The following is a 22831-nucleotide window of genomic DNA, read 5'->3' on the forward strand; positions in this document are numbered from 1 at the left end:
AGGTGCGCTGTGCACCTCACCGGCCGCCGTCGACGGGGCCCGGGCCCGTCACCGGGTGATCAGGCGTCTCCGCCCGCGTTGCCGGTGGTGCCGGCGTTGACGTCGTCGAGCCGGTACTGCGCGAAGGCCTTGGCCGCGGTCCCGGCCTCGACCTTGCCGTCCTTCTCCAGCATCTGCAGGGTCTTGACGACCATCGAGTGGGTGTCGATGAGGAAGTAGCGGCGAGCCGCGGCGCGGGTGTCCGCGAAGCCGAACTCGTCCGCACCCAGGGTGGCGAAGGCGTTCGGGACGAACGGCCGGATCTGGTCCGGGACCAGGGTCGCGTAGTCGGTGGTCGCGATCACGGGACCCTCGGTGTCCGCCAGCTTCTGCGTGATGTAGGGGACGCGGGCGTTGCCCTCCGCGTTCTCCAGCGCCTCGCGCTCGGCGGACACGGCATCGCGCCGCAGTTCGTTCCAGCTGGTCACGGACCACACGTCGGCGGACACTCCCCAGTCCTTGGCCAGGATCCTGGCCGCGTCGATCACCCAGGGCAGGGACACGCCGGAGCCCATGAGCTGGGCCTTGGGGCCCTCACCCTCGCCCCGGCTGTAGCGGTAGATGCCCTTGAGCAGTCCCTCCACGTCCAGGTTCTCCGGCTCGTCCGGGTGGATGATCGGCTCGTTGTACACCGTGAGGTAGTACATGACGTTGCGGACGTCCTCGCCGCAGTCGTGGTCGCCGTACATGTCCTCCAGGCCCTGCCGCACGATGTGGGCGATCTCGTAGGAGAACGCCGGGTCGTAGTGCTTCACGGCCGGGTTCGTCCCCGCGAGGATCGGGGAGTGGCCGTCCATGTGCTGGGTGCCCTCGCCGGCGAGCGTGGTCCGCCCGGCGGTGGCGCCGATCACGAAGCCGCGGACCAGCTGGTCCCCGGCGGCCCAGAAGGAGTCGCCCGTGCGCTGGAAGCCGAACATCGAGTAGAAGATGTACACGGGGATCATCAGCTCGCCGTGCGTGGAGTAGGACGAGCCCACCGCGGTCAGCGCCGAGGTGGCGCCGGCCTCGTTGATGCCCACGTGGTAGAGCTGTCCCTGCGGGGACTCCTTGTAGGACAGGAACAGGTCCCGGTCCACGGAGAGGTAGTTCTGGCCCTTGGGGTTGTAGATCTTGGCCGTCGGGAAGAACGAGTCCATGCCGAAGGTGCGGGCCTCGTCCGGGATGATCGGCACGATCCGCTTGCCGATGTTCTTGTCCCGCATCAGGTCCTTGAGCAGGCGCACGAAGGCCATGGTGGTGGCGGCCTGCTGCTTGCCGGTGCCCTTCCTGGCGTGCTTGTACGTGGATTCCGGCGGCATCGGGATCTTGTCGTGGTCGTCACGGCGCTCCGGCAGGAAGCCGCCCAGTGCGCTGCGTCGCTCCATCATGTACTGGATCTCCGGCGCGTCCGGGCCCGGGTGGTAGTACGGCACGTTGTACGGATCGGCTTCGATCTGCTCGTCCGTGACGGGGATGCGGTGGCGGTCGCGGAACTTCTTGACGTCCTCCACCGTGAGCTTCTTCATCTGGTGGGTGGCGTTCTTGCCCTCGAAGGACGAGCCCAGGCCGTAGCCCTTGACGGTCTGCGCCAGGATGACGGTGGGCTTGCCCTGATAGTCCATGGCGGCCTTGTAGGCGGCGTATACCTTGTTGTAGTCGTGTCCGCCGCGCTTGAGGCCCCAGATCTCGTCGTCGGTCATGTCCGCGACCATCTCCTTGGTCACCGAGGACCGTCCGAAGAAGTGGTCGCGCACGAAGCCGCCGGACTCCGCCTTGTAGGTCTGGTAGTCGCCGTCGAGGGTCTCGTTCATGATCCGGACGAGCTCACCCTCGTCGTCCTTGTCCAGCAGCTCGTCCCACTCGCGGCCCCACAGGACCTTGATGACGTTCCAGCCGGCACCGCGGAAGTAGGCCTCCAGCTCCTGGATGATCTTGCCGTTGCCGCGGACCGGGCCGTCGAGGCGCTGCAGGTTGCAGTTGATGACGAAGGTCAGGTTGTCGAGCTTGTCGTTGGCGGCGATGTGCAGCGCGCCGCGCGACTCCGGCTCGTCCATCTCCCCGTCCCCGAGGAAGGCCCAGACGTGCTGCTGGGAGGTGTCCTTGATGCCGCGGTTGTGCAGGTAGCGGTTGAACTGGGCCTGGTGGATCGCGTTGATCGGGCCCAGTCCCATGGACACGGTGGGGAACTGCCAGAAGTCCGGCAGCATGCGCGGGTGCGGATAGGACGGCAGGGCGTTGCCGGCCTTGGACTTCTCCTGGCGGAAGCCGTCGAGGTCCTCCTCGGTCAGCCGGCCCTCGAGGAAGGCGCGCGCGTAGTTGCCGGGGGAGGAATGCCCCTGGAAGAACACCTGGTCGCCGCCGCCGGGATGGTCCTGGCCGCGGAAGAAGTGGTTCAGGCCCACTTCGTACAGGGTGGCCTGGCCGGCGTAGGAGGAGATGTGCCCGCCCACGCCGACACCGTCGCGCTGGGCGCGCTGGACGATCATGGCGGCGTTCCACCGCAGGTAGTTGCGGTAGCGGCGCTCCAGTTCCTCGTCTCCGGGGTACTCGGGCTCCTGGTCCACGGGGATGGTGTTGACGTAGTCCGTGGTGGTGACCATCGGAACGCCCACGGACTTGGTCCCGGCGCGCTGGAGCAGCTGGCGCATGATGTATTCCGCGCGCTCCGTGCCGCGTTCCTCGACGAGTCCGTCGAAGGACTCGATCCACTCTGCGGTCTCCTGGGGATCCTTGTCCGGCAACTGGTTCGTCAGGCCGCTCAGGATATGGGAGCTCTCTTCAGCTGCGCTCACGGCAACCTCTCTGTCGGCGGATCATGTCCGCAGTATCTGTGGCCCGGACCCGTCCGGGGTCAGCCGTCCGGGGCAAGTCAGACCGGCCCATTGCTTCCACGTCCGACTGTAACGCCTGCGGACCTTACGGTGGAGTCCAATACATGGACATGGCCCGGTGCTACGGGGCGCAGTAATCTGGGTGGGATGATGCCCGCTTGGTCATCACGGAAACTGCAAGGAGAGATGTGAACCAGCCAGACTCCGCCCCCGCCGTCGGGCGTATTGCGGAGACCAGCGTCGGACCCGCCGCCCGGATGGGGCTGTCCGAAGGCCAGCTGGTCCAGGAACTCGGCTTCGACGAGGACATCGACTTCGACTTCCGGGACGCCCTGGAAGACGAGATCGGCACCGAGTTGCTGACCGAGGAGGACCAGGATCCCGTAGACGCCGTCGTCCTGTGGTGGCGCGCCTCCGACGGTGACGTCGAGGACCTCGCCGACGCCCTGATGGACGCGCAGACCTCGCTCGACGCCGGGGGCGTGCTGTGGTTGATGACGCCGCGTAACGGGCGGGAGGGCCACGTCCTGCCGGCCGACGTCGCCGAGGCGGCGCCGACCGCCGGGCTCCACGTCACCACGACGGCCGGGGTCTCCGCGGACTGGACCGCCTCGCGCCTGGTCGGCAAGCGCAACCGGTGAGCCCTCCCGGTGGCTGAGGCCCCCGCCCTGCGGGACCAGCACGGACAGTCCTGGCCGTGGCCGCCGCTGGCCCCGGATCCGGGGCCGTCCGAGGGGGCCGACGGCGCCTCCGTGCCGTCCCGCTGCTGGCTCTTCTTCCTGCCGGGGGCCTTCACGCCCGTGTGCACCGCCGAGCTGGGCTGGGTGGACGAGCTGGCCGGGCACCTCGCCCCGGCCGGGATCGGGCTGCGGGTGATCAGTTGTGATTCCGCGCCCGTGCTGCGCGCCTTCGGCGACGCCCTCGGGGTGCGCACCCCCCTGCTCTCCGACTTCTGGCCGCACGGCGCCGCGGCGCGGCGCGTCGGTGCCTTCGACGACCGCACCGGACGCGCCCGGCGCACCAGCGTCCTCGTCGACGCCGCAGGCCGGGAAATGCGGCGCGTCGAGGCGGCGCCGGGGCAGGAACGACGGCTGGCCGACCACCTGTCCGGCGACGGGGCGGGGCCGGACCGGGACTGAGGAGACCGTCCGGTGCGGCCCGTCGGTGGTGGAGGGGCCGGCGCTGTCGTCGTCGAGCAGGTCGTCGAGGACGAGAGGGTGACCCCGGGCGCCACCCTCGAAGCGCCTGGAGCGAGGGTGAGGAGCCCTGCGGTAACCTGTGATGGCACGCGCACCCTGCTCGTCGAGGCCCCGGGCCGAGCCGCCGGGGTCCGACCTGCATGAGGGCCTTTAGCTCAGCTGGTAGAGCACTGCGTTTACACCGCAGGTGTCGTCGGTTCGATCCCGGCAGGGCCCACCACGTCCTCCACCCACCACTCCCTCTCCGTCGACTGCCGGATCAGGGGCTGGTCGCAGGGCTGCGTGACGTGTTCGTGACCGGTCAGGTCGAGGTGGTGGGGACCCACCTGCAGCGTGACGCCGATGAGTTCCACCTGGGGATTGCGCTGTGACCCGGTGGTGGCGGCCACCGTGCGCACGATGAGGTCACGCAGGGTTCCGGTGACGTCGATGCCATAGCCGGTGATGCGGATGGTGCGTCCGATGTGTCCCGGGGTGAGGTCGCGGGTCTTCATGGCGGGGTCTCTTTCCGGTCTCCCAGTGTCGGCACCCGCCGCGCACCGGACGTGCCGGTCCGTGCATCGCCGCGTTCTGGTCGGGAGTCATGGGGGATGATGGCGCGCCCGGTGACGTCCGCAGCGGATGTGACATGGGGGAGCCCGGTCCTGACGGTGCGCCGGTTCCTCACGTCACGCATGGTCGGCCTCCGGGGATGGGGGCAGTGGTGATGTTCAGTGCCGTGAGGGTATTCTGTGCCCGCCCGGGGCCCGGTGCCACAGTGGGGTGTACCGCTTTATCAGGACCTCCACCTCGACTGCCCGAGTGCCCTCCACTCGATCGCCTCGTGCTCTGCTCCGGGTTCGCCGGCCCACCGGCGCCTCCCCTCGGGAATGCCGGGCCACTCGCCGGCCGGGAGCCCGGGGGCTGACCGTGCGGGGTGCCCACGCTTTTCATAGGGTCCACCGTGGATGCTCTCCTCACGGTCCATCCAGTGCAACGCCGCCGACGTCCGGCCCGCGCCGGCGCGATGTTGGACGACGGATCCGACCGTGCGGTCCGAAGGGCGGGCCCCCAGTCCGTCCCTTCCGGCCCGGCGCCGCTGCCGACCAGCGGCACTCGCGAGGGTCCCGGTTCCCCAAGGCCGGGGCCCTCGCCCGTGCGTCGTGGCCGGGGGTCCGCCGCGGGGCCTGGCGCCCAGATCCCGCGGAGGCCGGGCAGGGCGCGGCCCCGCGCGTCAGCCGCGGGCCTGCCGGGGTGCGGGGTGGGTGGCGACGGCAACCCCCGGTTTTAGGGGGTCCTCGGCCCCCAGGCCGGGGCTACGCACGCCCGGTCCCGGATGGGAGTGTCGGTCCTGCACGTCCTGGGGAGAACGATCTTGGGGAGCGACACCATGGACACCACCTTCGTCGTCGACGCGCACCGGGCACCCGTGCCCGGTGCGGAGCAGCACCTGACCATCACCATGCTGGGGGCCCTGGAGGTGCGTCGCGGGGACACGGTCCTGGGGCCCCACCAGCTGGGCGGGCCCAAGTCCCGGCAGGTCCTGGAGATCCTGCTGCTGCACCTGGGGACTCCCGTCTCGAAGGGACGGCTCATCGAGCTGCTCTGGGAGGGGGCGCCCCCGGCGGCCTCGGTCTCCACCCTGGAGTCCTACGTCTCCGTGCTCCGTCGCTGCCTGCAGCCGGGCCGCGGGAGGGCCGGGGCACTGAAGACCACGACGGGTGGCTACTTCCTCGACACCTCCATGATCGACCTCGACGTGACCCGGTTCGACGCGTTGGTGCGCCGGGCAGGGCTGTGCCCGCCGGCTCAGGCCTATCCGTACCTGTGCGAGGCGCTGTCGCTGGCGTCCGCGCCGCTGCTGGGCAGCGAACTGCTGCCCGAATGGGCCGAGGCCGAGCGCCGCCTGCAGAACGCCCGGACGGCCGCCGCCATGGTCCAGGCCGCGGACACGGCCCGGGAACTCGGACTGGACTCCGAGGCCGTCGCCTGGTCCCGACGGGTCCTGGATTCCGACGAGCTCAACGAGGCCGCCTGGACGAGCATGATCCTGGCCCTGGAACAGGGCGGGCACCCGGTCTCGGGCCTGCGGGCCTACGAACGGTGCCGGGCCGTCCTGGCCCGCGAGCTGGGCTGCAGCCCCGGGCCCGTCCTGCAGGCTGCCCAGGAGAGACTGTTGCGGGCGACCTCCGCGTCGGGAGACGACTTCGGGCGGGTGATCCACGCGCTGCTGACCATCCAGGGGGTGCTGGAGGGCGAGGGCCCGCGGGATGACCGGCCGGCCCTGGCGGATCCAACGGACCCAACGGATACGACAGACCCCACGGACCGGGAGCTCATCCTCCAGGACGCCGGCACCGTCATCTCGGGGTACCTGCAGCGGGCCCTGCCGGTGTCGTCCTGACCCGCCCGACCCACTCGTTTCGATCGGTCCTCGCGGTCCTGGAGGTCCGGCGGGGCGACTGGTCCGGTCAGCGCTCTCCGACACCGCGTCCACGTGGTCCGTGCGGTGGTGCGTGCTCGTGGCGCGGCGTCCGTCCCGTACGGGTACTCGATCACCGCCCGTTTCCGCGGACGGGAGCGATCCCGCGTTGCCTGCCTCCTGGTCACGGCCCTACGGTGAGGCCTCCGGAGATCCCCTGTCCCCCCGGGGGACCCCCGGCCGCACACCGTTGGAGACCGCCACCGTCCGGGAGCAACCGATGACCGTCCTGACCGCACGCCCGTCCACGCCCGCTTCGGCGGGCGTCCGCAGACCGCGCCCGGCCGAGGGGGATCCGTTCCCCTTCTGGCCGGTGATGCACCACCCCTAGGCGGGGCCATGGGCACGCTCGTGGGACTCCCGGACGCCGATGCCGTCGGCACGCGGGGACACCGGTTGCGCGTGGTCGTGATCGATGACCACCGGACCTTCGCCGACCTGCTGTCCGGGGCCCTGGCCAGGGAGTCCGACCTCGACTGCGTGGGCCTGGCCGCCGGCGTGGCCGAGGGACTCGCGGTGTGCGCCGGACTGCGGCCGGACCTCGTGATCCTGGACTACCAGCTGCCGGACGGTGACGGACTGCAGGCCGCCGAGAGGATCCTGGCCCAGGACCCCGCGGTCCGCATCGTCATGCTCACCGGGTTCCCCACGGCGCCGGCGATCCGGCGGGCCGCAGCCATCGGGGTGTGCGGCTTCCTGCCCAAGGACGGGGCCCTGAGCTCATTGCTGGAGGTCGTGCGCAGCGTCCGTCCCGGCGGGTTCCTCGTCGCCCCGGCCCTCATCGCGGGACTGGACATGCCGGGGAGCGGCTCCACCGGTCCCGGCCCGAGCCTGACCGCCCGTGAACTCGACGTCCTCCGCCTCATGGCCCAGGGGTATGACGTGACCCGTAACGCCAGGACCCTGGGCATCTCCACCCATACCTGCCGGGGTTACGTGAAGTCGATCCTGGCGAAGCTGGACGCCCACAGCCAGTTGGAGGCGGTCGCCGCGGCCACCCGGCTGGGCATGCTCGGGGTGGGGTGAGCGATGTTCCGTCGGCCGGACCGGAGACACCCGAGGGATGTGCTCCCTGCCGAGGAGGGGTCGGCGGTGCGGCACGCGATCGGCAGGTTCCTGGTCACCGGGCTGGTCGTGCTGCTGATGGTCGCTGTCCCCGTCACGATCTGGGTGCGCGGGGTCGCGCACGAGATCGTCGTCCGGGACGCCCTGGAGCGGACGCAACGGCTGGCCGACCACGTGGTCTCCGCCGCCATCGTCGACGACCTGCAGGCCGGGGACCCGGTGGCGCTGGCGCAGGTCGAGGATCGTCTGGCCCCCTGGGTGACCGATGAGACGATCCGCCGCGTGAAGATCTGGAACGCGCAGGGAACGGTCCTGTACTCGGACGTCCCGGAACTGATCGGCTCCACCTTCGACCTCGAGCCCTGGGCGCAGCAGCTGCTGGACGGAGGACCGGGCACCGTCAGCGTCGGCGAGCAGGCCGGGGACGAGAACGTCTACGAGGCGGGCGACGGGGTGTTCGTCGAGGTCTACGTGGCCTCGCGCGCCGCGGGGCAGGACCCGGTGCTGGTCGAGGTGTACTTCGACGACCGGGTTCTGCTCGGTCCGCAGGGACACATCCTGCTCCGGATGACGCCCGTGCTCCTGGTGGCCATGGCCGTGCTGCAGGGCGCGCAGCTCATTCCCGGCATCCGGCTGGCCCGACAGGTCCAGGACCGCCAACGGGAACGCCGGGCCATCCTGCAGCAGGCCATCGAGGCCGGTGAGCGCGAGCGCGTCCGCCTCGCCGTGGCCCTGCACGACGACATCCTCCAGGACCTGGCGGGGCTCGCCTACACCCTGGAACCGGCCGACGGCGACGCCTCCGGTCAGGACCCCGGTGCGGTGCTGCGGCAGAGCATCGTCAAGCTGCGTGCCATCACCTCGGACCTCTACTCCTCCCCGGTGGACGCCAACACGCTGCCCTCGGCACTGGGCGTCCTGGCGGAACGCACCCGGGGCCGGCAGATCACCACCGTCGTGCACGTCGACCGGGATCCCGGGCTCGACGAGGCCCAGGCCACCGCGTGCCACCGGATCGCCCGGGAGGCCATGATGAACGTCGTCAAGCACGCCGGGGCCACCGTCGTGCACCTGGACCTGGTCCGGCGGGGGAGCGAGGTGACGCTGTCCATCGCGGATGACGGCGTGGGTCTCGACGCCGGCGCCCCGGCGGTTCCCGGCCACTTCGGTCTGCGCATGATGGCCGACGTCGCCGATTCCGTCGGTGCCCGGTTGTCCACGCGCCGTTCCGCGGCGGGGGGCACCGAGATCACCGTGACGTTTGCCGTCTCTCGCCCTCACCGCGCCGTCTGACCCCGTGCCGCCCTGCACCTTGCACCGCCCTGCACCTTGCACCGCCCGTCGAGCCGGGGCGCGCGATGTTGGTTTTTCCCAAGCTCGTTCGTCCACACTCCCTCCAGGGAGGGCACGGCACCAGACGGTGAGGAACGAGCATGGCGATATCCCGACGACACGTCATCCTGTTCGGCGGCCTGGGCGTCATGGGCGCCGGGGCGGCCGCGGTCCCGTGGGAGAACGTGTCCGCGAAGTCGGCCAGCAGGCTCGACGACCGGCAGATGCCCCGGCCCTACGCCGCCGAGTTCACCCAGCCACCGGTCCTGAAGCCCACCTCGGTGGGCATCGATCCGGACGACGGGGCACGCATCGAGAACTACACGGTGACGCAACGCGCCGCCACGGCGCGGATGCTGCCCCGGCTGGACACCCCGATTCTGGGCTACGACGGCCTCTTCCCCGGGCCGACCATCGAGGTCGAGCGGGGGACGAAGACCACCCTGACGGTGCGCAACCAGCTGCCGGCGACCCACCCCGCGCACGGACACGTCCTGGCGACCTCCACGCACCTGCACGGCTCGGCCTCGCTGCCGCAGTACGACGGGTACGCCAACGATGTGACGATGCCAGGCTTCAAGAAGACCTACCACTACTCGAACGTCCAGAACGCGCGCAGCATCTGGTACCACGACCACGGTGTCCACTTCACCGCCCTGAACGTCTACTCCGGGCTCGCGGGCCAGTACCGGATCCACGACGAGCTCGAGCGCGGCCTGCTGCCGCAGGGCGAGTTCGACGTGGGCCTGACGATCACCGATGCGATGTTCGCCCGGAACGGGGCCCTGGGCTACGACGACAACGATCACTCGGGGCTCTGGGGCGACGTCATCCTGGTCAACGGGGTGCCCTGGCCGCGCATGAGGGTCAAGCGGCGGATCTACCGGTTCAGGATGCTCAATGCGTCCATCTCCCGGTCCCTTCGGCCGTACCTGACGTCGGGAGAGGCCATGACCATCGTCGCCACGGACGGCGGGCTCATGCCCCGGGCCGTCGACGTCGCCCAGTGGCGTCATGCCGGTGCCGAGCGCTACGAGGTCCTGATCGACTTCTCGAAGTACAGGGCCGGCACCCGGGTGGAACTGCGGAACCGCTCCAACGAGAACAACCGCGACTACGACCACACCAACAAGATCATGGCCTTCGACGTGGTCGACGACCCCGTCGACACGTCCGACCCCACCTGGAACACCCCGCCCACGGTGCTGGACCCCGGCGGCGAGGTGATGAGCCTCACGAGCAAGATGGCCGGGGCCAAGCGGTACATGCGGGTCAAACGCGACGACAGGACGAACCTGTGGACGCTGAACGACAAGACCTGGGGGGCGGTCATCGCCAGTGGGTACCAGGACGTCTTCGCCCAGGTGGGCCTCAACACCGTGGAGGAGTGGGAGATCGAGAACAAGTCCGGCGGGTGGTTCCACCCCATGCACATCCACCTGGTCGACTTCAGGATCCTCAGCCGCAACGGCAGGGCGCCCTTCCCCTATGAGTCCGGTCCCAAGGACACCGTCTATGTCGGCGAGGGCGAGAAGGTCAGGCTGCTGATGCGCTTCGGCCCCCACCAGGGCCGGTACATGGTCCACTGCCACAACCTCCCCCACGAGGACCACGACATGATGACGCAGTTCCGGGTCGGGCTGAAGGCCAACGCACCGGACCCGTGGGACCCGATCGACGCCGCGCGGCCCGAGCTGGACGACGACTGATGACTGCACGGCGCGAGGCAGCACCGCGCCGTGCAGGACCCGCCCACCCCGGCCGCGTGGCGGGCGGGGTGCTCGCGGGGTTCCTGCTGGCGCTCGCCGCCCTCCGGCTGTGGGTCGTCGAACCCGTGCACGTCACCTCCGACAGCATGGTTCCCGCCGTGCACCCCGGGGCCTACGCGCTGGTGCTCACCACGCCCGCCGCCCGCGACGGGCTGGTACCGGGCGACCTGCTGGTCTTCAACGCCCCCGACGGCGGGTCCACGAACCTCAAGCGCGTCATCGCCCTCGGGGGACGGGAGGTGGCCATCCGGGACGCCGTGGTCTACGTCGACGGTGCGGGGCTCCGCGAACCGGGCATCGACGCCTCGGCCATCGACGGGACGTACTTCGGGCCCCTGACCGTTCCGCAGGGCAGCGTCTTCGTCCTGGGTGACAACCGCAGGACCTCCGTGGACTCGCGGCATCACGGTCCCGTTCCCCTGGACCGGGTCCGCGGCAGGGTCCTGTTCCTCTGGGATGGCGCCGGGTGACCTGACAGCCGATGCCCACCGGGAGGGCGCCGTGGACACTCCGGGAACACGCCGCGACTCCGCGCATTGCCGGAGCGGCACCCCGGGCCGCGGAATCCCGGCCGGCCCGACGGCCCGGGGACCGCTTCCTCACCGGGTGTGGTGGTCCGTTCCGAGGCTCAGGCGCACGGATCCCGGTCCCTGGAGCTCGAGCCGGACGCTCTCGTTGGGGATCTCGAAGACCATGGTCACCGCGAGGGTCTCACCCCGGGCGACCCGGTGCCGCTCATGACTGGTCCACAGGGGGCTCGCCGTGAACCCGACGATCTCCCGGATGCTGTAGTCGGCCGCCGCGAAGTCGATGCCACCGGGCTCGACCGCCGTCAGGTCCAGCAGCAGCCTGACGCGGTGGCCCCCCGCGGCGATCGGCCGGGCCAGGCCCGGTGCCGGCGTCGGTGGGGCCCAGGGGGCCGACTCCAGGGGGATGATGCCCTGGATCAGGGCCATCCCGCCGGCCACGGTGGCCACGGCGCCCAACGGCGTCGCCGGGGCGGGCGGCGGGTGCAGCAACCGATGGACGCCGAGTCCGCCGCCCATCACCCCGAGGGCCGCCACGGGAATCAGGGCGAGGACGGAGCGGCGACTGGGCCGGCGCCCCGGTCCGGTCGCGCTCCGGGTGTCCTGGGATAATTGCGCGGTGGCCATGCCGCATCCTCTCGGGGCGACCCTGTGGAAATCTTGATGAACGCCCCGATGGCGCCCCCCGTGACGGCCCCGGCACGGCGCACCGCGCACGGCCGGGCATCATCGGCGGGCATAATTGACAGGCATTGCCCGTTGAGGGGATGTCGTCACCGCGCCCCCGGGGCAGCGGCATCGCCAGCCTTCCGAAGGAACACAGACCCATGGCCTCCATGACCCGGACCATCTTCAAGTCCAAGATCCACCGTGCCACCGTGACGCACGCGGACCTGCACTACGTGGGTTCGGTCACCGTGGACCAGGACCTGCTCGACGCCGCGGACATCCTGCCGGGCGAGCTCGTGGCGATCGTGGACGTGACCAACGGGGCCCGGCTGGAGACCTACACCATCGCCGGTGAACGCGGTTCGGGAGTGCTGGGCATCAACGGCGCCGCCGCCCACCTGGTGGATGTGGGGGACACCGTCATCCTCATCACCTATGCGCAGATGACCACCGAGGAGGCCCGGTCCTTCCAGCCCACGGTGGTCCACGTGGACGCCGGCAACCGCATCGTCGAGCTCGGGCACGACCCGTCCGAGGCGGTCTCCGCTGGGTTGGAGCGCCCGCCTCACGCCGTGGCGCGCTGACTCCTGCGTTCCGCCGGTGTTCACCGGCGGTTCACCGGGGACGACGCCCGGTGACGGAACCGGGTGGCGCGTGGGGACGATGATGGACAATGAAGTCCAGTCCCCACCGTGCCGCACCCGGGGGGTCCGCCGACCACGCTTCTGGTCCGGGACCCCGGCGTCGGCCCCTTCGAAGGAGAGTCGAGATGCTGCTGACGCCGGACGCGCCCCGGGAGAACCTGCGCGAGTTCATCGACAAGATCCGTGACGGCGGCTTCCAGGTGGTCGACCGCCACACCCCGGACCCGGACCTGATCGACCCCCAGGGCCGGGCCGTGGACACCTGGCGGGAGGACTACCCGTACGAGACGCGGATGTCCCGCGAGGAGTACGAGGTGGAGAAGTACAAGCTGCAGATCGAGCTGCTGAAGCTGCAGTACTGGGGCGAGGACTCGGGCCAGCGGCACATCATCGTCTTCGAGGGCCGCGACGCCGCCGGCAAGGGCGGGACCATCAAGCGCTTCACCGAGTACCTCAACCCGCGCACCGCCCGGGTCGTGGCGCTGAACAAGCCCTCGGACCGCGAACAGGGCCAGTGGTACTTCCAGCGGTACATCAACCACTTCCCCACCGAGGGCGAGATCGTGCTCTTCGACCGTTCCTGGTACAACCGGGCGGGCGTGGAACGCGTCATGGGCTTCAGCACGGACGAGCAGTACACCACCTTCATGAGCCAGGTGCCGCTGTTCGAGAAGATGCTCGTGGACGACGGCATCCACCTGACGAAGTTCTGGTTCTCCGTGACCCAGTCCGAGCAGCGCACCCGCTTCGCCATCCGGCAGATCGACCCGGTGCGCCGCTGGAAGCTCTCGCCCATGGACCTGGAGTCGCTGGACCGGTGGGAGGACTACACGGCGGCCAAGGAGGCCATGTTCCTGCACACGGACACCGACCACGCACCGTGGACCACCATCAAGTCCAATGACAAGAAGCGTGCCCGGCTCAACGCCATGCGCCATTTCCTGTCCCAGTTCGAGTACGAGGACAAGGACCACGCGGTGGTCGGCACCCCGGACCCGCTGATCGTGCGCCGCGGCCGGGACGCCGTCGGGGACTGACGCATCGCGGCGCCCGCAGGCAACGGCCTGCTGGGACCGCATGGGCGCCCCGAACAGTCCTGCGCACCGCAGGCGGGGCGGTGAACGCCGCGGCCGGCCTCGCCGACCACGTAGGCTGGTGGGGTCCGGGCCGCCCCCGAGGGGTGCGGCCGGAATTCCACTGTTGGCAGCAGCACCTCCGGCGTGCTGGGAAGGAACGGCATGAAGGCTGACATCGGCGTCACGGGGCTGGCGGTCATGGGGGCGAACCTGGCCCGGAACTTCGCGCGTCACGGGTACACCGTGGCCCTGCACAACCGCAGCAGGGCGCGCACCGACGCGCTCGTGGCCGAGCACGGCGAGGACGGGACCTTCATCCCCACGGAGACGCTGGCCGAGCTCGTGGAGTCCCTGGCCACCCCCCGCCGGGTGCTCCTCATGGTCCAGGCCGGCCGGCCCGTGGACGACGTCATCGACCAGCTCGTGCCGCTGCTGGAGGCCGGGGACATCGTCATCGACGCCGGCAACTCGCACTATGAGGACACCCGCCGGCGCGAGGCGGCCCTCGCGGCGAAGGACCTGCACTTCGTGGGGATCGGCGTGTCCGGCGGCGAGGAGGGCGCCCTGAACGGCCCCGCCATCATGCCGGGCGGCCCGCGCGAGTCCTACGAGGCGCTCGGCCCGCTGCTCGAGGACATCTCCGCGAAGTACGAGGGCGACCCCTGCTGCGCCTGGATCGGCACGGACGGCGCCGGCCACTTCGTGAAGATGGTCCACAACGGCATCGAGTACGCCGACATGCAGGTGATCGGGGAGGCCTACGACCTCCTGCGCAGCGTCGGGGGCGTGGAACCGGCGGAGCAGGCCGTCATCTTCGAGCAGTGGAACCGCACGGAGCTGCGCAGCTACCTGATCGAGATCACCGCCGACGTCCTGAGCCAGGTGGACGTGGCCACCGGCCAGCCGATGGTCGACGTCATCGTGGACGAGGCCGGGCAGAAGGGGACCGGCCGCTGGACGGCCATTTCCGGGCTGGACCTGGGCGCGCCCGTGGCGGCGATCGCCGAGTCCGTGTTCGCCCGCTCGCTCTCCAGCCAGACCGCCGCGCGGTCGACGGCCCGGGAGGTCCTGGGCGCGGGCGCCGACGCCGTCAGCGCCCCGCGGGAACTGCAGGACCGGGACCACGAGGCCTTCGTCGAGGACGTGCGCCTGGCCCTGTACGCCTCCAAGCTGGTGTCCTACGCCCAGGGCCTGGACATGCTCTCGGCGGCCGCCGCTCAGTACGGCTGGTCCCTGGACCTGGGCACCATCGCATCCCTGTGGCGCAACGGCTGCATCATCCGCGCCGACCTGCTGGACACCATCATGAAGGCCTACGGGGGCCGGGACACCACCCGTCACCCGGAGCCGGGCACGCTGGCGGAGGGCCAGCCGCTCAACCTGCTCTTCGCCCCGGAGTTCAGCCAGGCGCTCGCCGCCGCGGTGCCGGCCTGGCGCCGGGTGGTCGCGGCGGCCGTCTCCGCCGGGGTGCCCGTGCCGGTGTTCTCCTCGGCCCTGGCCTACTACGACGGACTGCGCCGGGACCGCCTGCCGGCCGCGCTCACCCAGGGCCTGCGCGACTACTTCGGCGCGCACACCTACCGCCGGGTCGACCGCGAGGGCACCTTCCACACCCTGTGGTCGGGAGACCGCTCCGAGATCTCGGCCTGAGGCCTCCACGACGCCTTCCGAGGGGAAGGCGACCGGCCGGCGTCGTGCTGGGGTGCTGCGCGAGCGTCTCGCGGGGCGTCAGATCCACATGGCGGGGTCGACGTACTCCGCGGGGTCCACGGCGGGCTTGTGCTCGCGGGGTTCCCGGTGGCGCCACGTGGCCGGGACGCCGGTGGCGATGGAGCCGGCGGGGGTGTCCTTGACGACGACGGCGTTGGCGCCCACCGCGGTGCCCGCGCCGATCTCGACCGGGCCGAGGATCTTGGCACCGGCACCGACGACGACCCCGTTCTGCAGGGTCGGGTGCCGCTTGACCTTGTCCAGGGACCGCCCGCCGAGGGTGACCCCGTGGTAGAGCATGACGTCGTCGCCGATCTCGGCCGTCTCACCGATCACCACGCCCATGCCGTGGTCGATGAAGAACCGCCGGCCGATCGTCGCGCCCGGGTGGATCTCGATCCCGGTCAGGGTCCGGGCCACCTGGGAGACCACGCGCGCCGGGGTCTTCAGGCGCTCGTTCTGCCACATCCGGTGCGTCAGCCGGTGCGCCCAGATCGCGTGCAGGCCCGAGTAGACCACGGCAACCTCCAGGTCGCCGCGGGCCGCCGGGTCGTGCGCCCGGGCGTTCGCGATGTCTTCCTTGAGGCGGGACAGGAAACCCACTGGAGGCCTTTCGGTCGGTGGCTGGTGCCGGCGGTGTCTTGACTGTAGTGCGTGCCGCGGGCCCGTGATCAGCCGCGGATGTCCTCGTACAGGACGGTGGAGATGTACCGTTCGCCGAAGTCGCAGACGATCGCGACGATCAGCTTGTCCCGGTTCTCCTCCTTCCTGGCCTCCTCGATGGCCGCGGACACGATGGCCCCGGAGGAGATGCCGCCCAGGATGCCCTCCTGGGTGCCCAGGTCACGCGCGGTGGCGACGGACTCCTCGAGGGTGGCGGCGTACACCGCGTCGTAGATCTCCTGGTCCAGGATCTCCGGGATGAAGTTCGCGCCCAGGCCCTGGATCTTGTGCGGGCCCGGCTTGCCCCCGGAGAGGATGGGGGAGTCGGCCGGCTCGACGGCGACCAGGCGCACGTCGGGCTTCTGCTCCCGCAGGTAGCGGCCGGCGCCGGTGATGGTGCCGCCGGTGCCGATGCCGGCCACGAAGATGTCCACCTGGCCGTCGGTGGCCTCCCAGACCTCGGGACCGGTGGTGGTGTAGTGCGCCTGCACGTTGGCCTGGTTGGCGAACTGACGGGCCCAGACGGCGTTGTCGGACTCCGCGACGATCTGCTGGGCCTTCTCCAGTGCCCCGCGCATGCCGTCGGCGCCGGGGGTCAGGACGATCTCCGCCCCGTAGGCGCGCAGCATCACGCGGCGCTCGTTGGACATGGTCTCGGGCATGGTCAGGATGACCTTGTACCCCCGTGCGGCACCGACCATGGCCAGGGCGATGCCCGTGTTGCCGGAGGTGCCCTCCACGATCGTCCCGCCCGGGCGCAGCTGGCCGGAGGCCTCGGCGGCATCCACGATCGACCGGCCGATGCGGTCCTTGACCGAGTTGGCCGGGTTGTAGAACTCGAGCTTGACGGCGACCTGGCCGGGCAGTCCCTCGGTCAGCCGGTTGAGCCGGACGAGGGGGGTGTTGCCGACGGCCTCGGTGATGTTGTTGAGCAAGGTGGCCATGAGGGTTTCCTTTGTCGAAGTCGGTGCAGGGACTGAGGGCGGCGGGCCGGTGGCCGGCACGGGCGCTGGACCCGGGCGGCGACGTCCGGGTCCTCGGGAATCAGCCTATGTCAGTGGCCTGCTGAGCTGAGGCTCGACCAGCCACGCCGAGTAACGCTGCCGGACCTTGGCCAGTTTCGGGGTGATGATCACGTGGCAGTAGCCGGCATCGGGCCGGTTCGTGTAGAAGTCCTGGTGGTACCACTCCGCCGGATACCACCGGGCGGCCGGCTCGATCGTGGTGACGATCGGGGCGGCCCAGTTGTCCTGGTTGCGTTCGATGGCGGCCCGGAACAGGGCCTCGTCCTCGGCGCCGTCAGCGAACAGCGCCGAGCGGTACTGGGTACCCACGTCATGTCCCTGGCGGTTCAGGGTCGTCGGGTCATGGCCCGTGAAGAAGATGTCCAGGACCATGTCCGCGCTGATGACGGACTCGTCGAAACCCACCCGCACCGCCTCGGCATGACCGGTCCTCCCCGAACACACCGTCTCGTAGTCCGGGTCGGGCCAGTCGCTGCCCGTGTAACCGGACTCGACGGACGTGATGCCCCGGAGGCGCCGGTACACGGCGTCCAGGCACCAGAAGCAGCCACCGGCCACCGTCAGCACCCGGTGGGAGCCGCGGGCTCCGGTCACGTCGTCGGACGGGTTCTCTCGCACGTCGTCACTCACAACGGGGTACAGCACGGGGGAGCGCGGGTTCATTCCCGACTCGGGCACAATGGCCCTATGAGCGCCGCAACGCCGACCCCGTCCTCCCCGGCCGAGCCGGAGGGGACGGACCTCCGCGACACCGACCGCATCCCGACCCTGGCCCAGGTGCTGGAGGCCTTCGAGCAGTTGTGGCCCGCGTCCCTGGCCGAGGACTGGGACGCCACCGGCCTGGTGGCCGGCCGGCCCGGCCGGCCGGTGCGCCGCATCCACTTCGCGGTGGACCCCGTCCAGGACGTGGTCGAGGAGGCCGTGGGCGCCGGTGCCCAGTTGCTCGTCACCCACCATCCGCTGCTGTTGCGCGGCGTGCACTCGGTGGCGGCCACCGGTTTCAAGGGCGAGGTCCTCCACAGCCTCATCGAGGGTGGCTGCGCGCTGCTGACCGCCCACACCAACGCCGATTCCGCCGTCGGGGGCGTCTCCGACGTCATCGCGGACGTGCTCGGGCTGCAGGAGGTCACGCCGCTGGTCCCGGCCGCCGGGGGACTGGCCGAGGAGGGGCTCGGCCGGGTGGGCCGGTTGTCCCGGGCCATGACACTGGGCGACTTCGCCGCCCGCGTGTTCTCGGTCATGCCCGCCGTGGCGGGCGGGGTGCGCGTGGCGGGGGACCGGGACGGGCTGGTCAGCACGGTGGCCGTCTGCGGAGGCGCCGGGGACAGCCTCTTCGACCAGGTCCGGGCCGCCGGGGCCGACGTGTACGTCACGGCGGACCTGCGCCACCACCCGGCCTCCGAGGTGCGGGAGGCGGCCCGGCTGACCGGCGGACGCCCCTACCTGGTGGAGGTCTCCCACTTCGGCAGCGAGTGGCTGTGGCTGCCGGCCGCCGCCGAGGCCCTCGACACCCTGCTCACCGACCGCGGCTTCGACGTGGAGATCGCGGTCAGCGCACTGAACACCGACCCCTGGGACTTCGTCCTGACCCCCGGCTCCTGAAGGAGGCCCGCATGACCGATTCCGCCACCCCCGCGACCCCGGCCACCACGGCGACCCCGGCCGAACAGCTGAGGCTGCTCGACCTGCAGGCGCTGGACACCGCCCTGGACCAGGCGCGGTCGCGCATGCAGCAGTTGCGCCAGGATCCCGGGTTCCGTCAGCTGCAGCAGGCGGTCGCCGACCGCCAGGCCGAGGCCGACCAGGCCACCGCGTCGCTGGCCGCGGCGCAGGCCGCCCTGGCCGCTGCCGATCAGGAGGTCTCCTCCGTCCGGGCCCACCGGGAGCGCAACCAGAAGCGCCTGGACGCCGGCGAGGGATCGGCCCGGGACCTGGAGAGGATGATGCACGAACTCACCACGCTCGCCGAACTACAGGACCGCCACGAGGAGACGGAGCTGGAGGCCATGGACGCCGTGGAACAGGCCGAGTCCGCGCAGGCGCAGGCCCACCGGCTCCTGGCCGAGGCGCAGTCCGCCGCCCGGGACCGCGGGGCAGCGCTGAAGGCCGAGGCCACCGAGGTCTCCGCGCGCGGCAACGAGCTGACCAGGGACCGCACCGCGCTCGCGGCCACCCTGCCCCCCGGACTGGTCGCCCGGTACGAGAAGGTCCGGGCCCGCACCGGCGGGATCGGGGCGGCGCGGCTGGTCGGGAACCACTCGGAGGCCTCCGGCATGCCGATCAGCCCGGCGGACCTCGCGCAGATCGAGCGGGCGCCGGCCGATACGCTGGTGTACTGCCCGGACTCCGGGGCCATCCTGGTCCGGGCCACCGAGGGCTGAGCCCCGCCGGCCTCCGGCCGGCCACCCGTCCAGAACCAGAGAGAAGTGATGCCAGTGTCCGAACGCGTCCTGCAGGTCGAGGCCGACGGCGGCTCCCGCGGCAATCCCGGAGTCGCCGGCTACGGTGCCCTCGTTCGGGATCCGGCCACCGGGAAGATCCTGGACATCGACGCCGCCCCGCTGGGCAGGGCCTCGAACAACGTGGCCGAGTACTCCGGGCTCGTAGCCGGTCTGACCATGGCCCGGAACCTCGACCCCGAGGCCCGGGTGCACGTGAAGATGGACTCCAAGCTCGTGGTGGAGCAGATGAGCGGGCGCTGGAAGATCAAGCACGCGGACATGCAGAAACTGGCCGGCCAGGCCCGGGCGATCCTCCCCCCGGGCAGGGTCACGTACGAGTGGATCCCCCGGGAGAAGAACAAGGACGCGGACCTGCTCTCGAACGAGGCCATGGACGCCGGCGCGTCCGGACGCCCGTGGGTCCGCGCGACGTCCGGGATCCGGGTGGCCGGCACCGCGGCTGCCGGATCCACGGCGACGAGGACCGCGACGTCCGCCCCGGAACCGGCACAGGCGCCCGGGCGTCAGCCCGTGCAGGAGAAGCCGGCACCGGAACCGGTGCCGGCCGCGACCGGGGCAGCCGCGGCGGACAGCGCCGGACGGCCCGCCGACGCCGGGACACCGCGGCGGGCGGGCCGGCTGCACCACGTGGAGATCTGGGTGCAGGACCTGGCCCGCGCCCGCCAGACGCTGGGCTGGCTGTTCCAGCAACTCGGCTACCAGGTCAGCGGAGAGTGGTCCGAGGGCACCAGCTACCAGGGCGCCGGGGAGTACCTCGTGCTGGAGTCCGGACCGGACGTGGGTCCCGGCGGTCATGACCGGCTGCGTCCTGGGCTCAACCACCTGGCCTTCCAGGCCGGCACCCGGGCCGAGGTCGACGCGCTGGTCGAGGGCGCGGTCCACCGGGGCTTCACGGTGCTGTTCGCCGAGAAGCACCCCTTCGCCGGGGGACGCAGCCACTACGCCGCCTACCTGGAGGCTCCCGGCGGTTTCGAGGTCGAGCTCGTGGCCGAGGCGGGCACCGCCTGACAGGCTGGGGCGCCGCGGACCGCCGTCACGGGCGGTGACGCCCGCCAGGGGACGCGGACGGGACCGGGGCGTCGCCTCACTCGGCGGCGTCCAGCCCCCGTTGCCTCAGCAGCTCGCGCTGGTTCGGGTTGACCGAGGGCCGGAAGGGCAGCTCGACCACCTCGGCCGCCACGGGCCGTCCGGTGGTGTCCGCGTACTCCTCCGGCAGGTGCACCCAGAGCTCGGTGCCCAGGCCGGCGAGCTCCACCGGGACGTACCCCATGGCGATGTTGTGACCCAGCTCCGGCGAGTACCAGGGGGAGGTGACGTAGCCGACCGGGTCGGTGTCGACGTCGGGACTGATCAGCCAGAAGTCCGGGGCGTAGTCCTCGATGGGCGCCCCGCCCAGCCGCATCCCCACGAGCTGGTGGGTGTACGGCGGGGTCCCCGCCTCGACCTGCCGCCGGGCCTCCTCCAGGGCCGCCTTGCCCACGTACTCGCCCGCCTTGCCCCGGGGGACCTGATAGCCCAGGTTGACCTGGAAGGGCAGGGTCTCCTGGTCCATGTCCTGGCCCCAGGACAGGATGCCGGCCGCGATCCGACGGTGGTGCGCGGGCGCCACGACGGCCAGCTGGTGTGGCCGGCCCGCCTCGAGGACCGCGTTCCACATGGTCTCGGCGTGCAGGGTCGCGTCCTTGAGGTAGATCTCGTAGCCCTTCTCCCCGCTGAACCCGGTCTGGGAGACGATCACGTCACAGCCCGCCACCTGCCCGGCGAGCAGGCCGTACGGCGGCAGTCCGGCGACCGCGTCCCCGAACAGGTCTGTCATGAGGTCCACGGACTTCGGGCCCTGGACCTGCACGGGGCAGACGTCGATCTCGCGGATGTCCACGTCATACCGGCGGCCCACGTTGACACCCTGGAGCCAGAACAGCAGGTCCGAGTCCGAGAGGCTGAACCAGAACTCGTCCTCCGCGAGCCGCAGCAGGACCGGGTCGTTCAGGATCCCGCCGGCCTCGTTGCACAGGATCACGTAACGGGCGTGCATGACGGGGATCCGGGTGGCGTCCCGGGTGATGACGAAGTCGACGAAGGCCTCCGCGTCCGGGCCCTGGACCCGGATCTGCCGCTCGACCGCCACGTTCCACAGGGTCACGTGGTTCACCAGGGAGTCGTACTCGACCATCATGCCGCCGTCCTCGGGGGCCACGTAGCCCCGGGGGTGGTACATGCGGTTGTAGACCGAGGCCCGCCAGCAGCCGGCCTCCATGGACAGGTGCCAGTACGGCGACTTCCGCACGCGCGTGTCGATCAGCATCTGGACCGGGGTGGGCCCGGACTGGCGCAGATTGATGGGAACGGTGCGGTCGGACTGCACCACGGTGGGGACGTTGGGATTCACGGCGGATCATCCTCCTGCGCATCGGATCCGACCACCGTAGCGGCCCGCCCGGGCCGGGGAAAGGTCCCGGTCACCGCCGGTCCCGGGGGATGAAGGAGGGAGGCGACCGGCTCAGACGGTGGAGTACCGCTCGGGCAGGGTGACCTCCAGCCGGCCCGGCCTCGACCCGGGGGTCTGCGACGCCGGGACCAGGTCCACCGTCCAGTCGTACGGACCGGCGGCCGAGCCCGCGGCCGCCACGACCTCGGCCGCCGTCTCCGGGGACCGGGCCGCCCGGGGGCCCGCCAGCAGCAGGGCCCGGGCCACCAGCCCGCGGGTGTGCTTGGCGAAGTGCGAGACCACGGTGCGCTCGCCGTTGCGCACCTGGAACACGTCCACCGTCACGGTGGTCTCCGCCGGGGCCTTCCACTGTGCCGCGTACCCGCCCGAGCGGCAGTCGACGACCACGCCGGCGTGCGCGGCCTTCTCGTCCAGCAGCGGAGTGAGCCGGGGCTTCCACCACGAGGACATCCGTCCGATGGTCGGCAGCGTGGCGGTGACCGTCAGGCGGTGGTTGGGGATCCGGTCACCCAGGGTCAGCACGCCGAACAGGCCGGAGAAGACCAGCACCTCCTCACGCGCCCGGCGGCGGGCGACCTCCGGGAGGGAGGCGTAGTCCAGGGCGTCGTAGAGCACCCCGGTGAAGACCTGGTGGGCCGGGCCGGCGGGGGCCGTGTCCAGGACGAGGTTCGCCTCGATGTCCGACAGCTTCGCCCGGCCCACCCCCAGGACCTCGGCGGCGTCCGGTGCCGTGGACACCGCGGCCAGGGTGCCCATCACCGTGATGCGCTCGCCGGTGAGCGTGGGAAGGAACAGGGAACTGAGCTCCATCGGGGCGCCGGAGCTGGGAGTGGTCTTGCCCTCGGAGGGCGGCAGCAGGATGAGCACCCGAACAGCCTAGCCACCGGGCGGGGGAGGGCCGCCGCCACGAGGGGGGGTGGGCGTGGCGGTA

General features: G+C 71.2%; 20 protein-coding genes and 1 tRNA gene. 14 read left to right on the plus strand and 7 right to left on the minus strand.

All coding sequences use genetic code 11. The features are described from left to right. Positions 1-59: 59 nt before the first annotated feature. Entirely contained in the window at positions 60-2810 is a 2751-nt protein-coding gene (gene aceE, locus Q0283_RS09030) for a pyruvate dehydrogenase (acetyl-transferring), homodimeric type (RefSeq protein WP_298044293.1), read from the minus strand. Positions 2811-3106: 296 nt separating this feature from the next. On the opposite strand from aceE, the gene Q0283_RS09035 reads away from it, so the two are divergent. From Q0283_RS09035 to lepB, 8 genes are all read left to right on the plus strand, one after another. Further along, positions 3107-3490, plus strand: coding sequence for a DUF3052 domain-containing protein (locus Q0283_RS09035; protein WP_183528272.1), 384 nt, complete (start codon positions 3107-3109; stop codon positions 3488-3490). A gap of 9 nt (positions 3491-3499) precedes the next feature. After that, complete coding sequence (locus Q0283_RS09040) at positions 3500-3988, plus strand: redoxin domain-containing protein (RefSeq protein WP_298044295.1); 489 nt, start codon at positions 3500-3502, stop codon at positions 3986-3988. A gap of 204 nt (positions 3989-4192) precedes the next feature. Then, a tRNA-Val gene (locus Q0283_RS09045) sits at positions 4193-4268 on the plus strand. A gap of 1149 nt (positions 4269-5417) precedes the next feature. Next, positions 5418-6431, plus strand: coding sequence for a BTAD domain-containing putative transcriptional regulator (locus tag Q0283_RS09050; protein WP_298044296.1), 1014 nt, complete (start codon positions 5418-5420; stop codon positions 6429-6431). A 417-nt stretch (positions 6432-6848) separates the two neighbouring features. Then, positions 6849-7535 carry a response regulator gene (locus Q0283_RS09055; RefSeq protein WP_183524884.1) on the plus strand — a complete coding sequence of 229 codons (687 nt, stop codon included), beginning with the start codon at positions 6849-6851 and terminating at the stop codon, positions 7533-7535. Positions 7536-7574: 39 nt separating this feature from the next. Beyond that, positions 7575-8867, plus strand: a complete 1293-nt coding sequence (locus Q0283_RS09060) for a sensor histidine kinase (RefSeq protein ID WP_298044298.1) — start codon at positions 7575-7577, stop codon at positions 8865-8867. 140 nt (positions 8868-9007) lie between these two features. Further along, positions 9008-10615 carry a multicopper oxidase family protein gene (locus tag Q0283_RS09065; protein WP_183524890.1) on the plus strand — a complete coding sequence of 536 codons (1608 nt, stop codon included), beginning with the start codon at positions 9008-9010 and terminating at the stop codon, positions 10613-10615. After that, entirely contained in the window at positions 10615-11145 is a 531-nt protein-coding gene (lepB, locus tag Q0283_RS09070) for a signal peptidase I (protein ID WP_183524892.1), read from the plus strand. Before Q0283_RS09065 ends, lepB begins: the two co-directional genes overlap by 1 nt. 129 nt (positions 11146-11274) lie before the next feature. Here the strand turns inward: lepB and Q0283_RS09075 are convergent, their stop codons facing one another. Beyond that, positions 11275-11829 (minus strand): hypothetical protein, encoded by a 555-nt coding sequence (locus tag Q0283_RS09075; protein WP_183524894.1) that lies wholly within the window; start codon positions 11827-11829, stop codon positions 11275-11277. 209 nt (positions 11830-12038) lie between these two features. Between Q0283_RS09075 and panD the strand changes: the two genes are divergently transcribed. From panD to gndA, 3 genes are all read left to right on the plus strand, one after another. Then, positions 12039-12455, plus strand: a complete 417-nt coding sequence (gene panD / locus Q0283_RS09080) for an aspartate 1-decarboxylase (RefSeq protein ID WP_183528274.1) — start codon at positions 12039-12041, stop codon at positions 12453-12455. 185 nt (positions 12456-12640) lie between these two features. Then, a complete protein-coding gene (gene ppk2 / locus Q0283_RS09085; protein ID WP_183524896.1) occupies positions 12641-13552 on the plus strand; it encodes a polyphosphate kinase 2 in 912 nt (303 codons plus the stop codon). 201 nt (positions 13553-13753) lie between these two features. Beyond that, on the plus strand, positions 13754-15241 hold the full coding sequence (gene gndA, locus Q0283_RS09090) for an NADP-dependent phosphogluconate dehydrogenase (protein WP_183524898.1): 1488 nt from the start codon (positions 13754-13756) through the stop codon (positions 15239-15241). Between the two features lie 78 nt (positions 15242-15319). On the opposite strand, the gene epsC is transcribed toward gndA, so the two are convergent. The 3 genes from epsC to msrA form a co-directional block, all read right to left on the minus strand. Beyond that, positions 15320-15904, minus strand: a complete 585-nt coding sequence (gene epsC, locus Q0283_RS09095) for a serine O-acetyltransferase EpsC (protein ID WP_010145783.1) — start codon at positions 15902-15904, stop codon at positions 15320-15322. Positions 15905-15972: 68 nt separating this feature from the next. Next, complete coding sequence (gene cysK / locus Q0283_RS09100; protein ID WP_183524900.1) at positions 15973-16908, minus strand: cysteine synthase A; 936 nt, start codon at positions 16906-16908, stop codon at positions 15973-15975. A 105-nt stretch (positions 16909-17013) separates the two neighbouring features. Then, the gene (gene msrA, locus Q0283_RS09105) at positions 17014-17634 is read right to left on the minus strand and encodes a peptide-methionine (S)-S-oxide reductase MsrA (protein ID WP_298044300.1); all 621 of its coding nucleotides are present in this window, start codon (positions 17632-17634) and stop codon (positions 17014-17016) included. A 42-nt stretch (positions 17635-17676) separates the two neighbouring features. On the opposite strand from msrA, the gene Q0283_RS09110 reads away from it, so the two are divergent. From Q0283_RS09110 to Q0283_RS09120, 3 genes are read left to right on the plus strand one after another with little or no spacing between them, the layout of a single operon-like run. Continuing rightward, positions 17677-18591 (plus strand): Nif3-like dinuclear metal center hexameric protein, encoded by a 915-nt coding sequence (locus tag Q0283_RS09110; protein ID WP_183524913.1) that lies wholly within the window; start codon positions 17677-17679, stop codon positions 18589-18591. A gap of 11 nt (positions 18592-18602) precedes the next feature. Continuing rightward, positions 18603-19370 (plus strand): zinc ribbon domain-containing protein, encoded by a 768-nt coding sequence (locus Q0283_RS09115; protein WP_183524916.1) that lies wholly within the window; start codon positions 18603-18605, stop codon positions 19368-19370. A gap of 48 nt (positions 19371-19418) precedes the next feature. Beyond that, positions 19419-20459 (plus strand): reverse transcriptase-like protein, encoded by a 1041-nt coding sequence (locus Q0283_RS09120; protein ID WP_183524919.1) that lies wholly within the window; start codon positions 19419-19421, stop codon positions 20457-20459. A gap of 76 nt (positions 20460-20535) precedes the next feature. On the opposite strand, the gene Q0283_RS09125 is transcribed toward Q0283_RS09120, so the two are convergent. Further along, on the minus strand, positions 20536-21840 hold the full coding sequence (locus tag Q0283_RS09125) for a glycine cleavage T C-terminal barrel domain-containing protein (RefSeq protein WP_183524922.1): 1305 nt from the start codon (positions 21838-21840) through the stop codon (positions 20536-20538). A 111-nt stretch (positions 21841-21951) separates the two neighbouring features. Further along, positions 21952-22767, minus strand: coding sequence for a YaaA family protein (locus Q0283_RS09130; RefSeq protein WP_183524925.1), 816 nt, complete (start codon positions 22765-22767; stop codon positions 21952-21954). Between the last annotated feature and the right edge of the window lie 64 nt (positions 22768-22831).

Source organism: uncultured Citricoccus sp., from assembly GCF_937871995.1.
GTDB lineage: Bacteria > Actinomycetota > Actinomycetes > Actinomycetales > Micrococcaceae > Citricoccus.

Excerpts from the sequence above, each read along its gene's own strand:
- Q0283_RS09035 (WP_183528272.1), top strand. The coding sequence starts at position 3,107 with ATGGGGCTGTCCGAAGGCCAGCTGGTCCAGGAACTCGGCTTCGACGAG.
- Q0283_RS09050 (WP_298044296.1), top strand. The coding sequence starts at position 5,418 with ATGGACACCACCTTCGTCGTCGACGCGCACCGGGCACCCGTGCCCGGT.
- Q0283_RS09055 (WP_183524884.1), top strand. The coding sequence starts at position 6,849 with ATGGGCACGCTCGTGGGACTCCCGGACGCCGATGCCGTCGGCACGCGG.
- Q0283_RS09065 (WP_183524890.1), top strand. The coding sequence starts at position 9,008 with ATGGCGATATCCCGACGACACGTCATCCTGTTCGGCGGCCTGGGCGTC.
- lepB (WP_183524892.1), top strand. The coding sequence starts at position 10,615 with ATGACTGCACGGCGCGAGGCAGCACCGCGCCGTGCAGGACCCGCCCAC.
- Q0283_RS09075 (WP_183524894.1), bottom strand. The coding sequence starts at position 11,829 with ATGGCCACCGCGCAATTATCCCAGGACACCCGGAGCGCGACCGGACCG.
- panD (WP_183528274.1), top strand. The coding sequence starts at position 12,039 with ATGACCCGGACCATCTTCAAGTCCAAGATCCACCGTGCCACCGTGACG.
- ppk2 (WP_183524896.1), top strand. The coding sequence starts at position 12,641 with ATGCTGCTGACGCCGGACGCGCCCCGGGAGAACCTGCGCGAGTTCATC.
- gndA (WP_183524898.1), top strand. The coding sequence starts at position 13,754 with ATGAAGGCTGACATCGGCGTCACGGGGCTGGCGGTCATGGGGGCGAAC.
- cysK (WP_183524900.1), bottom strand. The coding sequence starts at position 16,908 with ATGGCCACCTTGCTCAACAACATCACCGAGGCCGTCGGCAACACCCCC.
- Q0283_RS09110 (WP_183524913.1), top strand. The coding sequence starts at position 17,677 with ATGAGCGCCGCAACGCCGACCCCGTCCTCCCCGGCCGAGCCGGAGGGG.
- Q0283_RS09115 (WP_183524916.1), top strand. The coding sequence starts at position 18,603 with ATGACCGATTCCGCCACCCCCGCGACCCCGGCCACCACGGCGACCCCG.
- Q0283_RS09120 (WP_183524919.1), top strand. The coding sequence starts at position 19,419 with ATGCCAGTGTCCGAACGCGTCCTGCAGGTCGAGGCCGACGGCGGCTCC.